Annotated in this window: 16 protein-coding genes; 6 read left to right on the forward strand and 10 right to left on the reverse strand. The window is 44.4% G+C overall.

Annotation, left to right across the window (positions count from 1 at the left end; all coding sequences use genetic code 11):
* Window positions 1–41: 41 nt before the first annotated feature.
* The gene (locus tag KFF44_RS14140) at window positions 42–1,250 is read right to left on the reverse strand and encodes a multidrug effflux MFS transporter (RefSeq protein WP_255935299.1); all 1,209 of its coding nucleotides are present in this window, start codon (window positions 1,248–1,250) and stop codon (window positions 42–44) included.
* 146 nt (window positions 1,251–1,396) lie between these two features.
* On the opposite strand from KFF44_RS14140, the gene KFF44_RS14145 reads away from it, so the two are divergent.
* Window positions 1,397–1,654 carry a hypothetical protein gene (locus tag KFF44_RS14145; RefSeq protein WP_255935301.1) on the forward strand — a complete coding sequence of 86 codons (258 nt, stop codon included), beginning with the start codon at window positions 1,397–1,399 and terminating at the stop codon, window positions 1,652–1,654.
* A 53-nt stretch (window positions 1,655–1,707) separates the two neighbouring features.
* Here KFF44_RS14145 and ppa read toward each other — a convergent pair whose 3' ends face one another.
* The 4 genes from ppa to KFF44_RS14165 form a co-directional block, all read right to left on the reverse strand.
* Window positions 1,708–2,235 (reverse strand): inorganic diphosphatase, encoded by a 528-nt coding sequence (ppa, locus tag KFF44_RS14150; RefSeq protein ID WP_255935303.1) that lies wholly within the window; start codon window positions 2,233–2,235, stop codon window positions 1,708–1,710.
* 45 nt (window positions 2,236–2,280) lie between these two features.
* Window positions 2,281–3,225: a 4-hydroxybenzoate octaprenyltransferase gene (gene ubiA, locus KFF44_RS14155; RefSeq protein WP_255935305.1), complete on the reverse strand. Its 945-nt coding sequence runs from the start codon at window positions 3,223–3,225 to the stop codon at window positions 2,281–2,283.
* Between the two features lie 104 nt (window positions 3,226–3,329).
* Window positions 3,330–3,569: a helix-turn-helix transcriptional regulator gene (locus KFF44_RS14160; protein ID WP_255935307.1), complete on the reverse strand. Its 240-nt coding sequence runs from the start codon at window positions 3,567–3,569 to the stop codon at window positions 3,330–3,332.
* Between the two features lie 11 nt (window positions 3,570–3,580).
* Complete coding sequence (locus KFF44_RS14165) at window positions 3,581–4,027, reverse strand: hypothetical protein (RefSeq protein ID WP_255935308.1); 447 nt, start codon at window positions 4,025–4,027, stop codon at window positions 3,581–3,583.
* 153 nt (window positions 4,028–4,180) lie between these two features.
* Between KFF44_RS14165 and KFF44_RS14170 the strand changes: the two genes are divergently transcribed.
* Both KFF44_RS14170 and KFF44_RS14175 read left to right on the forward strand, forming a co-directional pair.
* The gene (locus tag KFF44_RS14170) at window positions 4,181–4,936 is read left to right on the forward strand and encodes a 16S rRNA (uracil(1498)-N(3))-methyltransferase (protein ID WP_255935310.1); all 756 of its coding nucleotides are present in this window, start codon (window positions 4,181–4,183) and stop codon (window positions 4,934–4,936) included.
* 139 nt (window positions 4,937–5,075) lie between these two features.
* On the forward strand, window positions 5,076–6,440 hold the full coding sequence (locus KFF44_RS14175) for a glutamate--cysteine ligase (protein WP_255935312.1): 1,365 nt from the start codon (window positions 5,076–5,078) through the stop codon (window positions 6,438–6,440).
* A 6-nt stretch (window positions 6,441–6,446) separates the two neighbouring features.
* Here the strand turns inward: KFF44_RS14175 and KFF44_RS14180 are convergent, their stop codons facing one another.
* The 5 genes from KFF44_RS14180 to KFF44_RS14200 form a co-directional block, all read right to left on the reverse strand.
* On the reverse strand, window positions 6,447–6,968 hold the full coding sequence (locus tag KFF44_RS14180) for a DUF2007 domain-containing protein (protein WP_255935313.1): 522 nt from the start codon (window positions 6,966–6,968) through the stop codon (window positions 6,447–6,449).
* A gap of 37 nt (window positions 6,969–7,005) precedes the next feature.
* The gene (locus KFF44_RS14185) at window positions 7,006–7,551 is read right to left on the reverse strand and encodes a pyridoxamine 5'-phosphate oxidase family protein (RefSeq protein WP_255935314.1); all 546 of its coding nucleotides are present in this window, start codon (window positions 7,549–7,551) and stop codon (window positions 7,006–7,008) included.
* 42 nt (window positions 7,552–7,593) lie between these two features.
* The gene (locus tag KFF44_RS14190) at window positions 7,594–8,841 is read right to left on the reverse strand and encodes a hypothetical protein (protein ID WP_255935315.1); all 1,248 of its coding nucleotides are present in this window, start codon (window positions 8,839–8,841) and stop codon (window positions 7,594–7,596) included.
* A 98-nt stretch (window positions 8,842–8,939) separates the two neighbouring features.
* A complete protein-coding gene (locus KFF44_RS14195) occupies window positions 8,940–9,077 on the reverse strand; it encodes a hypothetical protein (RefSeq protein WP_255935316.1) in 138 nt (45 codons plus the stop codon).
* Window positions 9,078–9,230: 153 nt separating this feature from the next.
* Window positions 9,231–10,793, reverse strand: a complete 1,563-nt coding sequence (locus KFF44_RS14200) for an alkaline phosphatase (RefSeq protein ID WP_255935317.1) — start codon at window positions 10,791–10,793, stop codon at window positions 9,231–9,233.
* A gap of 139 nt (window positions 10,794–10,932) precedes the next feature.
* On the opposite strand from KFF44_RS14200, the gene KFF44_RS14205 reads away from it, so the two are divergent.
* The 3 genes from KFF44_RS14205 to KFF44_RS14215 all read left to right on the forward strand — a co-directional run bounded on the left by KFF44_RS14205 (window position 10,933) and on the right by KFF44_RS14215 (window position 13,160).
* Window positions 10,933–11,427 carry a GNAT family N-acetyltransferase gene (locus KFF44_RS14205; protein ID WP_255935319.1) on the forward strand — a complete coding sequence of 165 codons (495 nt, stop codon included), beginning with the start codon at window positions 10,933–10,935 and terminating at the stop codon, window positions 11,425–11,427.
* A 133-nt stretch (window positions 11,428–11,560) separates the two neighbouring features.
* Window positions 11,561–11,914 (forward strand): YciI family protein, encoded by a 354-nt coding sequence (locus tag KFF44_RS14210; RefSeq protein WP_255935320.1) that lies wholly within the window; start codon window positions 11,561–11,563, stop codon window positions 11,912–11,914.
* Window positions 11,904–13,160 (forward strand): RNA polymerase sigma factor, encoded by a 1,257-nt coding sequence (locus KFF44_RS14215; RefSeq protein ID WP_255935322.1) that lies wholly within the window; start codon window positions 11,904–11,906, stop codon window positions 13,158–13,160. The genes KFF44_RS14210 and KFF44_RS14215 overlap by 11 nt, the downstream gene beginning before the upstream one ends.
* Window positions 13,161–13,185: the final 25 nt, after the last annotated feature.

The following is a 13,185-nucleotide window of genomic DNA, read 5'->3' on the forward strand; positions in this document are numbered from 1 at the left end:
TCGACTGAGCATCAAATATAGCCAAATAGTTTCATTTGCAACTAACTATCTTGTGTCTCAGAAACAAACCCATCCATCATATATAAAACCATAACAACAATACTTAGCGCCAACATCGCCATTGCCATAGAGCCTGTATCCCCATCATACATGAGGCCAACAACAACCGCAGTCAATGCACCAAGCCCCATCTGGATTAACCCTAAAAGCGCGGCTGCTGCGCCCGCAGCCTCTGGGAAAGGCGCAAGTGCCGCCGCAGTTGCAACAGGTATCATTATCCCCACCCCCGCAATATACAGCGCACAAGACGCCCAAAACACATAAAATGGCAATGTAAAATAAGCACTGGCAAAAACAGAAACACCTGCAAGCAAAAGTAAAAAACTTGCCATTCGTTTAAGTTTGCCTATGCCAAGCCTTCCCGTGTATTTGCGCGAGAATGTGGCCCCGAGAAACCAGAAAACAGCTACGATCGCGAACAAAGGCCCAAACAGGGTCTCATTGTAGCCAAATACGTCATTCAATACAGCAGGGGACCCAGTCAGAATTGCATAATAACCACCAAAGGGAACAGCAACCAACATACAAGAAATTATGTTATGCTTATTCCCAACAATATCACAGGCAGTTTTATATAATTTACCAACGAACCCCCAGGAGAAACCGCTGAGCCCTCTCTCGGGGCGGTTGGTTTCTGGTACAAAGAACAAAACAGAGAGGAATAATATAACCGCGAACGCAGATACGGCATGGAACGTGTAATCCCACGTTGAGATGGCAATAATACCACTGCCCATTAATGGCGCGAATAATGGTGCCAACCCTAAAATGGAAGTAACGAGCGCCATCAAACGAACAGTCTCGTTACCATCCGATATGTCACGAACAATGGCGCGGCCAATAACAGGGCCGACACCTGCTGAAACACCATGTAGGAACCGTAGCGCGATCAATTGTTCAAAATTTTGAGCAAGTGCACTCAAAGTGCCGATTATGACAAAAAGCGCTAGTCCGACAATCAGGACTTTCCTCCGCCCCAACATATCTGAAAACGCCCCCCAAAATAATTGCCCAATCGCATAACCAAGTACAAAAATACTGATTACATATTGGCCGTATCCTTGGGGCACAGAAAAATGTTTTGTAATCAGTGGAATGGCAGGTAGTGACAAATCAACAGCCAGTGCGGTTAAACATATCAAGCCACACACTGCAGGCATGAGAAGAGTATTATTTTTTGTATCATTCATGCAGACGTTATCCCTTGTAGGCCTCAGTAGGTTCATATCAGTTTTGTCAAATATATGTGATGGCAAGCACTATCCCTTGTAGCGTGCTTACACAATCCCTATATCTAATTGATATAAATAATAAGACAGCAGCTGGAGAAAAACCAATGGGCCGCATCCTTGCACGGATTACAGGCAGTATATTATGCTTTATTGGCGTAATCGGAATGCTAACCCCTATACCATTTGGGATTATCTTTTTTGTTATCGGGTTAATGTTTTTAATACCATCAACCCCAAGAGCCGCTAATGGTGTTCGTTGGGCACGGTCTCGGATTAGTATTTTTGATCGCTCAATGGATTTGATTACGCGCCGCTTACCCGTTCCCTATCGCCGTATCCTCCGTGAGACAGAAATCAAATAAAAAGCCTCACTGATTACTCAATGAGGCCATAATTCACTAACTGCGGACAAACCTTAGTCCTTGTAGGCAGCAATTGCTTTTTCAATCAGTTCAGCCGCTTTTTCTGCGCCTTCCCAGCCCTTAATTTTCACCCATTTACCAGACTCTAGATCTTTGTAATGCTCAAAGAAATGGGCAATCTGATTTAAGAAAATTTCCGGTAATTCTTCATAGCTTTTCACATCACTATGGAACGGGTGCAGTTTATCAACTGGCACCATAAGCAGTTTTTCATCCATGCCTGCTTCATCTTCCATAATCAAAACGCCGATCGGGCGACAACGCACAACAGAACCCGGCATAAACGGCGTATGGTTTGCAAGAATTGTATCAACCGGATCACCGTCATCAGCCAGTGTGTGCGGGATAAAACCATAATTACAAGGGTAGCGCATACTTGTATGCATAATACGATCGACAAAAAGCGCGCCCGAGTCTTTATCGAGTTCATATTTTACAGGTTCAGTACCTGCTGGTACTTCAATGATTACATTAACGTCCCAAGGAGCATCTTCACCAATAGCAATCTTGCTAATATCCACGCTTAATTCCTCTTATAAATCCAACTATATCAATATTGCTATTGCTCAGAAGATGACCTGATCAGCAATAATGCCAATAAAAATTATCCAACCAAAACCAATATTAGATCTAAATATTTTCAAACAATCATCAGGGCTATTAATATCCACGCGCGACGCTTGCCATACCAGATGAAGCCCTGCTATCAGGGCGCTGATGTAATAGATCAGCCCCATATTTGCAAGCGATCCTGATAAAAAGATCGAAATTGTAAAAATGCTGTAAAATACCAATAGCCAAGGCTTGGTATTCGAACCTAATGCAAGGGCCGTAGATTTCACACCAACCAAGGCGTCATCTTCTTTATCCTGATGGGCGTATATCGTATCATAACCAAGTGTCCAGAACACACATCCTACATATAATACAAGCGGACTTGCGCTCAATGAGCCTTCAATTGTTGCCCAACCAACAAGAGCCCCCCAGTTAAAGGTTAAACCTAACCATGCCTGCGGCCAGTATGTGATTCGCTTCATGAATGGATAAGCCGCCACGAGCAACAGCGACCCCAATCCGACAAAAATGGCAAAAACACCCAGTTGCAACAAAACCGCCAAACCAATGAGGCACTGAAATCCCAAAAAAACCCATGCCTGTTTGATACTCACTTCACCAGCGGGTATCGGCCGCGACTTTGTACGCTCTACCTGAGCATCAAAATCTTTATCGATAATGTCGTTGTAGGTGCACCCCGCGCCGCGCATCGCGAGCGCGCCAAGCGCAAAAATACTCAAATAATAAAGAAAAGTGATCGGGTCATTTTTGATCACGCCGTTTCCTGACAAAGCAAGAGACCACCAGCAAGGCCACAGCAAAAGCCATGTGCCAACGGGCCGATCCATCCGCGCAAGTTTAAGATAAGGCCGAAGGAAAGTAGGGGCATTTCGGTAAACCCAACTGCCTTCAACAGCATCCGCCGTTTCAATGATATCCATTTGCTCTTTTTTCATGCATTTTCGCTACGCTTAGTCTTTATCCAAGTCAAGCAAAAGCCAGACAGAATATTCTGTCTGGCTTTATACCATCATGCTCGCTGTCCATGACCGGGTTTTATTTATTCATTCTGATCATTTTTATGAACTGTTGGATATTGGAATACTTTTTCTAGGGGAACGTTAAAAACCTCCGCGATTTGAAAGGCAACTTCTAGCGATGGCGAGTAGCGCCCCTGTTCAATCGCAATAACTGTCTGGCGCGTTACTCCTACACGCCGAGCCAGTTCGGCTTGGGTCATTTCGCCTGCCATAAATCGCAAAGTCCTGATATCGTTGGTAATATGGGTTTTTTTTGCCATTTTTAATCCCCTTATATACCTCGGCGATAATCAATTAACTTGGAAATGCCTTTGACTATCTCGGCCAAAACCAGAACCCCAAGTAAAACATTCACAACTACAAAATTGGATTGTTCAATTAACATCAGACCGACCGTCAGTACCACACCAATCCCAAGGATAAATCCGCCTTTCTGATCACCCCGCATTTCGATAGTTTTATCTCTCTCGTCAGCCATATCACCAACTTCACCTTCTTTTTTAAGCCCGTAAAGAGCAATAGCAACATGAGCTATAATGCCTACCAAAACCATTAGCCCAACTGTGATAGCAAGGTGCACAGAAATAACAGCAACCGCAATAGGGTGTTCATCTACAGGCACGTTATCTGCAATACCCAGTACCAAAAAAAAATACCAACCATACACACCGATTATAGTTATCAGCATTGCAACATTACTTTTCTCATAAAATGACATGTTAATTATCCTATTCTCATTGTCTAATATTTTTTACATTTTCTATGTATGAATTTATATTCATTGTGTCAATTATTTTTTACACATCTATTTTCTAATGCTTGACACAAACGATACCTCACGCCACACCGTTAACAGAATTTGGGAGTAACTATGCGTCACAATACAAATATCAGGCTCTATGTGAGTGAGGACTTAACTGAAAACCAAGTCCTTAGCCTTGATAAGGAGCAATCACATTATCTCGGGAATGTTATGCGGAAAAACCCGGGCGATCAGTTGCTAACTTTTAATGGGCGTCACGGCGAATGGCTCTCGGAAATTATTGATGCAAACAAGCGCTCAGTTACGCTCAAAGCGCTAGAACAAACACAGCCTCAGAAAACTGAACCTGACCTGTGGCTTGCTTTTGCACCCATCAAAAAAGCACGTCTTGATTTCATTGCGCAAAAAGCCACTGAACTTGGCGTAGGACATATTATTCCGGTTCTGACCCGCCGGACAATCGTGGATAGGGTAAAAACCGAACGTATGCACGCAAACGCTATTGAAGCCGCGGAACAATGTGAGCGCTTGACTGTACCCACCATTGGCGAAACCCTTAAGTTAGAAAAACTAATTGACCAATGGCCTACAGACAGGGCTTTAATGTTCTGTGACGAAGATTTATCAGGCGATGACGCCTATTCAGCGCTAAAAAAATACCAATCCGCCCATTGGATTGACAAATGCGGGATATTGATCGGGCCAGAAGGTGGCTTCGATGATTATGAGCGTGAATTAATCAAAAGCCAACCGAACACTCTGGTAGTGTCGTTGGGGCCACGTGTACTGCGGGCAGACACAGCCGCTATATCAGCGATCACACTCTGGCAGGCAGCAGTGGGTGACTGGTCCGTTTCACAATAGAATAGATAAACTTAACTCTTAGGATAACTTATCCAAAGGTCACGTCAGTGTGATATGATGATTTGTTTGCTTGATGAACGCAGTACAACAATCTAAGAGAACTAGCATATACCAATAAATAGCTTGGGGATAAATCCGTATGCCACATGCGCAAATGCCGATAGAATCAAAATCGCAGCTTGTTGAACATCTTGAAAGTGGTAACTCTCCAGACCGATCGACATGGCGTATTGGCTCGGAACATGAGAAATTTATTTTCCACCGCACTGATAATAGCCCGCTCACCTATGAAGGGGGCAACGGTAAAGCAGGCGTAAAGGATGTTCTTAATGCGTTCGTAGAACGTGGCTGGGCACCTGTGGAAGAAGATGGCAATATAATCGCCGCTGTCAAAGACGGTGCTTCCATTACTCTGGAACCAGGTGGACAATTTGAACTGTCTGGTGCACCGCTTGAAACAATTCATCAAACCTGCAATGAAACCAGTGAGCACCTGAATGCTTCCAAGGAAATCGGTGAAGAACTGGACATCGGCTTTTTAGGTCTAGGGTTTCATCCAACCCTGAAACGCTCCGACGTGCCCGTTATGCCAAAAGGGCGGTATGATATTATGCGCCGCTACATGCCACTTAAGGGCAACCTTGGCCTCGACATGATGCTGCGGACATGTACAGTTCAGGTAAATATAGATTTCGCAAGCGAAGTCGACATGGTGGAAAAGTTCCGTATTTCACTGGCTCTCCAACCACTTGCAACAGCACTATTTGCAAACTCTCCGTTTAAAGAAGGGCGTCCTGGCGGTTTTAAAAGCTTACGCAGTAATGTATGGACCGATACGGACCCTGACCGCTGCGGGATGTTACCCTTCGTGTTTGAAGACGGTATGGGGTTCGAGCGCTATGTCGATCATGTTCTCGATGTTCCAATGTATTTCATAAAACGCGACGGTAAATTCGTTGATGTTGCAGGCCAATCGTTCAGAGAATTCATGAACGGCAAACTTCCCCAACTACCAGGCGAATTACCAACCTTTACGGATTGGCAAGACCATCTGACAACACTCTTCCCAGAGGTGCGCCTGAAAACATATATGGAAATGCGCGGCGCGGATGGCGGCCCATGGTCACGCCTGTGTGCTCTACCAGCCTTCTGGGTAGGCCTCTTGTATGATGATACTGCGCAAAAAGCTGCCTGGGGCCTTGTGAAAGATTGGTCAATTGAAGAAATGGAACAGATGCGCGATGATGCGCCAGCCCATGGTATGCTGACAACCATTCGCGGCAAGACATTTCAAGAACTTGCAAAAGAAGTCCTATCTATTTCTGACCTCGGCCTGAAAAACAGAGCAAAATTAAGCACAAGCGGCGATAGTGAACAGGGTTTCTTAAAATCACTGTGGGAAACAGCAGAATCTGGCATGACACCCGCGGATGACCTGTTGGCCCGCTTCAATAACGATTGGGGTGGTGACGTAACCAAGGTCTTTGAAAACTACAGCTATTAAAACATTTTATAGCCACCTGATCCATGTAATCAGCCAGTATATAGACAGGGCAGCAGCACCTAATGTTACTGCCCACATAAAAGCAACTGAAACAGACGAAAACCTTCGTTTACCTTCGCGGTAATAACTATCACACTGGTGACAATGAACCCAAACATCTTCAGCGTGTGTGGCAATTCTTATGCCCGGAATGAACGTTGGAACTTCACCTTCAAAGGCATGAATATCCATAGCACCGCACTGACGGCATGATGGTGGTTCATCATCCAATGCCTCACCATCTTGAAGCTTATGGCGTTGATGACACGAGAGGACTTCGATATCTTTTAGCGCAGCCTCTGCCCGTACCTTATCAATTTCCCTAATCAGGATATCAGTTTTCAGCCCTTCATTCATCGCCGAAACATGTTCAGCATTAAGAAAAACCATTATTCCCTGGGCATCGAGATAGGTCTTCAACATTTGCGCTTGTGGCGTGTCGAGATACGTCCTCAAGGGAACCAGGCGATTATAGTCTTGTTCGTTCATGTATGGGGAAACCTAGTCAAAACCACCAAAGAAACCATCAATCATTTAGCCCTGTATCAAAACCATCGATTGATTTTAAATTTTTCTGTTGCTGGTATTCAGAAATACCTTCCTCGCCTTTTGAGCCTGTCCATTTTGTCAGTGTCTCTTTTTGCTCAATGACTTCCATTGTTGGAACACCATATCCGCAACTGGTTTGAACAGATTCGACATCAATCAAAATGACCTGACGGGTTCCATTATATTGGGGGAACTCGCTGATATACTCAGCATAATCAGGGTTTTGCGGGCGCAGAACCCTGCCCTTACCGTAAATCCGCAGGATCAAAGCATTTCGTGTGTAACTATTGAACATTATCGTCACACGCCCATCATTTTTGATATGGGCAGCAGTTTCATTGCCACTTCCGGTTATATCTACATACCCGCATAATTTGCCGGAAAATACCTTAAAGCTCCCGTCCATTCCTTTGGGGCTGAGGTTAATACGCCCCGTTGAACAAGCACTTGCGGTAAAAAACATAGGCTGAGCATTAATAAACTCGATATGCTTTTCATTCAGAGCATCAAAAAAATCTGCCATTATCTATCCTTCACATAATCTCGCGAATTTACAGAGCTTCTCTTAGCGCTCGCTCTCTGCCTGTAAAATTGCCCCTAAATCCATATCCTCAATTTTCGCTTCAAATTGTGTAGCGGGTTTAGAGTTTTTAATAATCACAATAGCGTCAAATGACGCTAACTCATCTCTTTCACTATCAGACGTCAGCTTCATTAATTCGCCACCATGCACCCTCAGCGCAACTGTATCAATTAAAAGATTACCGGAAGATTCGGCTGCGAGCTTTGCAATCAATGGCCTGCTTTTCTCTATGTCGTTATTAGAGCATGTCTCTACAGATCCATCAAATTGTCTGGCTGCACTACCTTCACCGCAAACAATGGAAACCGCCAGGGTCGGCTCCCCGCGCGCTGTAGCAAGAGCGTCTACAAAACCACCAAGTCCCACAACCCCTGTTGGCGTAATTCCGCGGTACATATGGAACTTACCGAATTTTAACATTGGCTTTTGTAAGCCCGCATATTTTCTAGCATTCGAGAAATAGGTAAAGAATATTTCTTTCATCATGCGCTCGCGCCGCTGATTAGCGATCAGCCCTGATCCTGCCCCCCTTGTAAACGGAGCATAGATTTCATTCGAAGCTTTTAATGCTTCCGCGATTTCCTGAACTTCGATGTCGTCTTCTTTTAAAAGCGCTTGATAAAGCGGCTCTATTGCTTCTTGCCGACCGTATCCAATTATAACAGGCCTGGTTACCAAACTATTCTCAAAGGCATCGAGTGCAGCCTTTGTTTCCGACTTTCTAATTTTGCCGCGCAATCGTTCCGTTATGATTTTACCGCCAAAAGCAAATATCTGATCCAGGCCCCAAATACTTGGGCGAACACCACCTGCGATTTCTGTAACCGAGTTTAAGAACTCAGCTTCCTCTTTCCATGAATAAAAAGGAATTGCATATTGATTGCTACGCCTCTCGAAATACCGATCAAAGCTATCATCTTTGTCGTATGACAAATCTTCGAGCTTTTTTGCTGCCCAAACATCCGTCTCAATGGCAACGGCTGTACGGTCTGTCAATTTATATAATGACTTGGAAAATACTGGTACGTCCGCAAGCCCGTGAATTTCCCCAATCATCACAAATCGTGCAGGCTTACCGCGTTCAGCAAGCCATTTACGAGCAGGGCCCTGAATTTCCCCGTCATCACCAAGTTGAAAATCATACGATAGTGGCGGTTTCGTATCTTGAACGGCATAGGCGGAGTGCATAGCCAATACAGCTATCAATAATACAGAAATCAGTATGCGCATATTTTTCACCAGTTCTCGCGAGTACATTCATGAATTCGAAGCATTCACCTCTTATAAACAGTTCCCATGTCGAAAACAGCGAATAAATTTGACAGGTATTATATTTTGAAGCGTTTCACCAGATTGGCTGCAATCCCGATTGGCTGCATATTTATTATCGTTGGTGCGGCAACCTTTCCGTTACCAATCCCGATTGGATTACCTTTGATGATAATCGGCTTTACGATTGCTGCCATCAATCCATTGATCCTGAGGCGGATGAAAGGATGGCGAAAAAAGTTTCCAAACCTTAACAAAAAAATCAGGCACATAACACCGCACATGCCTGGTTTTCTCAAAAGAATTTTAAAGCAAACAGACAATCCAGATTAGGATTGTCTGGTTAGAAGTTAGGCTTCTACGGCGCCCGCTTTACCTGCTTCAATTACAAAGCTTTTAAGTGTCGTCGCCGATGCAGCCGGGTCAGTGACATCACTCATCGTCCGCAAATCAGTGCGCCATTCCTTTTTAGTAAGATTAACAAGCGAATATCCGCGGTATCTGCCATCAAAAAACTTAATATGCGGATTTTCAGGCAAGGTCGCAACCGTCTGGTTATGATAATAGTTTGGTGATGTAATCGACGTGCAAACAAATTCAGAAGCAATTGTTTCTGAATCAGGGTTTTTGAAATCTGTTTTCACATCAGCCGTGTAATAGGCATGAACATCGCCGCCAATGATAACAGGATTATTAGGCTTCCTGCGCCCGATCATATCAATCACGCGCTGCCGCGCCGCGGGATACCCATTCCAATCATCGCTCCCGACAGCCCAGCCGGGACCAACTTCGCGGTCATGGTCAGAGAAGATTGTTTGCTGCGCCAATACATTCCATGTGGTGCCGCGCCGAGCAAATCCATTATTCAACCAACGTTCCTGATCAGCACCTAAAATAGTTCGCGCCGGATCAAACAATTCACGGCAGCGTCTACCGATTGTTTGCCATCCCCCCTCTTCAGCAGTTTGGCATGCATGATCATCACGGTATTGACGATTATCGATCATGTTAAATTCAACCAGATCACCAAACCATAAGCGATGATAAAGTTTCATATCGGGTCCAACAGGACGGGCTGACCTTCTGAGCGGTAAATGTTCATAATATGCTTTATAAGCGGCAGCGCGGCGCTTTATGAACTCTTTTGGATCTTCATAATGCTCGCCCTTATCATCGGCGTAGTCATTATCAACCTCATGATCATCCCAGGTAAATAACCAGCTCGTGTGGCGGTGTGCTGCCTGCAAATCTTGATCTAATTTATAAGCAGCATGGATCGCCCGGTATTCAGTAAGGTCTGTTGCTTCATTAACAGGGACATGACGCACAAGCGAGCTATCCCATGTGCTTTCGTATATATAATCGCCAAGGTGAATAATCAGTTCAGGGTTTTGCGCAACCATATCGCGGTATGCACTGAAGTATCCCATTTCATATTGCTGGCAACTGGCAAAAGCAAACCGCATTTGATCCAGTGATGCCCCAATCATAGGGGTCGTAATCGCACGCCCTACAGGGCTAATTTCATCGCCAGCCTTAAAGCGGTACCAATATTCACGACCTGCATCAAGGCCAACCAAATCCACATGAACTGTATGTGCATTTTCAGGATGTGCCAAAACCCTTCCTTGTTGCACAACTCGCTTAAAATTGGGATCAAGCGCAACCTCGTAGCCAACAGCAATTGCCTTATAACCAGTTGCCGTGGGATCAAAGGGGTTGGGTGCCAACCGCGTCCATATCACGAAACCTGATGGTAGTGGATCCCCGGACGCTACGCCCAGTTTAAAGGGATAGTCCAAAAACCGTGGTTTAACATCCTGCCATTCACCTGCAACTGTCGGCTTCGCTAACGCAAGTGCAGCCATACCGCTTGCATACTGCATCATTGCGCGTCTTGAAATTTTCACCATGACCCCACTCCAATGTTAATACCAATTACTGTAACTATAAAACCAAACTCAGTCTTTACGCCATAGCTTGCCCTTTTGCCACATTTATGCGATCCCTTTTACATTGATGTGACATTCACAGACCTTATGGGAGGGGTTCTTGGTAAATATCAAACCATATGTGCACGAAGACTGGCCTGTTGTAGAACAAATCTATAAAGAGGGTATCGAAACTGGTAACGCCACCTTCGAGACCGAACCCAAAAGCGAGTCACAGTGGTTGGTGTCCAGCATGCCTGACAGTCGCCTTGTTGCGTGGGACTGGGACAACACAATCGCAGGATGGGCAGTAATGTGGCCAGTTTCTGACCGTTGTTGTTACGCCGGTGTTGCCGAGGTGAGCATTTATGTTGGTGCACACGCACGTGGCCAGGGGGTTGGCAAAGTCTTGTTAAACGCTCTTGTTGAGACATCAGAGCGAATGGGATACTGGACACTGCAAGCGAGTATCTTGAAAGAAAATAAAGGTTCAATCGGCCTTCATAAGTCATGTGGTTTCAGACAGATCGGCATTCGTGAAAAGCTTGGTGAACTGAACGGCGTATGGCGTGATGTCGTCTTAATGGAAAGACGCAGCAAAAACATTGGTCGATAAGTTCGATTGAGCAGAATTTTCTGCGCAGACAAAAAAATATAAAATAAATGTCCGCTTTCCGCGCGCTCAATCGACGTTATTATGAATGCAGCAATTTTGCAGCGTTCATAATATTTTCGAAAAGGAAACCGATATGAGCAATTTTGCCCTTCTTCTTAATCACAAGCCTGACCGTTACGATAATCTATCTGATGCAAAAATGATGGATATCGTAAAAGACTATATTGCCTGGATCGAAAAACTTACCGCTGAGGGTATTTATCAAGCCGGGGAAAAACTTATTCCGGCTGCGGGCAAAACCCTTACCAAATCTTCTGGCAATATTGAAGTTCACGATAGCCCCTTTACCGAACTTAAGGAAGTTTTAGGTGGGTTTATGATCATCAAGGCTGACGATTATAATCATGCTATTGAGACCGCCAAATCATGCCCACACCTTGTTCATAATGAAAGCCTTGAGATACGACAAATTCACGATGTCGATTGAAATCAAAAAGCTGATTGATACTACCGTCCGGCGAGAACGAGGTCGCCTGATTGCAGATCTGGTTTCTCGTATCGGACAAAACAACATAGAACTCGCTGAAGATATGGTGCAAGAAGCAATAAGTGCGGCCTTACATCAATGGAGCTTCTCTGGCCTTCCTGACAACCCCGGAGCTTGGCTTAACCGGGTGGCACGCAACAAAGCCTATGATCAAATCAGGAAAACAAACAGGGAAATACTGACGAACCAAATAGAGGACAAAGATACTGTTAGTGATATTCCGTCAAACGTTCTGACAGGTGATCAAATTCAGGATACTGAATTACAACTATTCTTCCTATGTTGCCGACAGGATTTAAATGAGAAAGAGAGATTATGCTTAACGCTCAATCTTGCGTGCGGTTTCACAGCGGGTGATATCGCCGCTGCTCTTCTAATGAGTGAACATGCAATCGCAAAGCTATTATCCAGAACCAAAAGGAAATTACGGTCCAACAGAAAAGCAACACTTAAAAGCCCGACAATATTTGAAATGAAACAGGGAATAACGCTGGTTCACAAAGCAATATATTTGTTATTTTCTATCGGGTATTCATCAACAAATTCACACACGACTATCCAGCGAGAATTAGCTTTTGAGGCATTACGTTTGATCAAACTACTATTGGCCAACGAACAAACGCAAACCCCCTCTGGCCATGCAATCGCTGCAATCATTTGTTTTCAAAGTGCCCGATTTGAAGCACGGTTCGATAAAGACGGCAATATTATCCTGTTCAAAGATCAAGACCAATCGCTTTGGGATAGATCATTGATTAATGAAGGGTTTGCACATTTAAGTGCTTCAAAAAACACATCAGCGCTATCACGGTACCATATTGAAGCCGCGATTGCCTCCGTCCATATATTACCAACTGATGGTAGTGGATTGAATTGGCAATTGCTTAGCAATCTATATAAACAATTAAACGACATGACCCCGTCCCCAATTGTGCGACTGAACAGAGCAATTGTAGAGATGATGCAAGGAAACTTATCTGAAGCACAACAACTGTTAGAAACCTTATCCAATGACAAGCAGATCAAGAACTACGCACCATATTATCTGGTACTCGGGGAATTTTGCCATAGATGCGGCAATAATGATGACGCTAAAGCCAATTTCGATCGCGCATTGCAAAGCGGTATAAATCTGTCGCTTGAGCAATTTTTGAAAAACCGAATCTCCGATATTACTATCAACTGATATTCAAATATGTTCTTTTTTTGTT

The organism is Kordiimonas sp. SCSIO 12610, from assembly GCF_024398015.1.
In the GTDB taxonomy this organism is placed as follows: Bacteria; Pseudomonadota; Alphaproteobacteria; order Sphingomonadales; family Kordiimonadaceae; genus CANLMI01.

Excerpts from the sequence above, each read along its gene's own strand:
- KFF44_RS14180 (WP_255935313.1), bottom strand. The coding sequence starts at position 6,968 with ATGAACGAACAAGACTATAATCGCCTGGTTCCCTTGAGGACGTATCTC.
- KFF44_RS14190 (WP_255935315.1), bottom strand. The coding sequence starts at position 8,841 with ATGCGCATACTGATTTCTGTATTATTGATAGCTGTATTGGCTATGCAC.
- KFF44_RS14170 (WP_255935310.1), top strand. The coding sequence starts at position 4,181 with ATGCGTCACAATACAAATATCAGGCTCTATGTGAGTGAGGACTTAACT.
- KFF44_RS14195 (WP_255935316.1), bottom strand. The coding sequence starts at position 9,077 with ATGGCAGCAATCGTAAAGCCGATTATCATCAAAGGTAATCCAATCGGG.
- KFF44_RS14160 (WP_255935307.1), bottom strand. The coding sequence starts at position 3,569 with ATGGCAAAAAAAACCCATATTACCAACGATATCAGGACTTTGCGATTT.
- ubiA (WP_255935305.1), bottom strand. The coding sequence starts at position 3,225 with ATGAAAAAAGAGCAAATGGATATCATTGAAACGGCGGATGCTGTTGAA.
- KFF44_RS14140 (WP_255935299.1), bottom strand. The coding sequence starts at position 1,250 with ATGAATGATACAAAAAATAATACTCTTCTCATGCCTGCAGTGTGTGGC.
- KFF44_RS14200 (WP_255935317.1), bottom strand. The coding sequence starts at position 10,793 with ATGGTGAAAATTTCAAGACGCGCAATGATGCAGTATGCAAGCGGTATG.
- KFF44_RS14175 (WP_255935312.1), top strand. The coding sequence starts at position 5,076 with ATGCCACATGCGCAAATGCCGATAGAATCAAAATCGCAGCTTGTTGAA.
- KFF44_RS14210 (WP_255935320.1), top strand. The coding sequence starts at position 11,561 with ATGAGCAATTTTGCCCTTCTTCTTAATCACAAGCCTGACCGTTACGAT.
- KFF44_RS14145 (WP_255935301.1), top strand. The coding sequence starts at position 1,397 with ATGGGCCGCATCCTTGCACGGATTACAGGCAGTATATTATGCTTTATT.
- KFF44_RS14215 (WP_255935322.1), top strand. The coding sequence starts at position 11,904 with ATGTCGATTGAAATCAAAAAGCTGATTGATACTACCGTCCGGCGAGAA.
- KFF44_RS14185 (WP_255935314.1), bottom strand. The coding sequence starts at position 7,551 with ATGGCAGATTTTTTTGATGCTCTGAATGAAAAGCATATCGAGTTTATT.
- KFF44_RS14165 (WP_255935308.1), bottom strand. The coding sequence starts at position 4,027 with ATGTCATTTTATGAGAAAAGTAATGTTGCAATGCTGATAACTATAATC.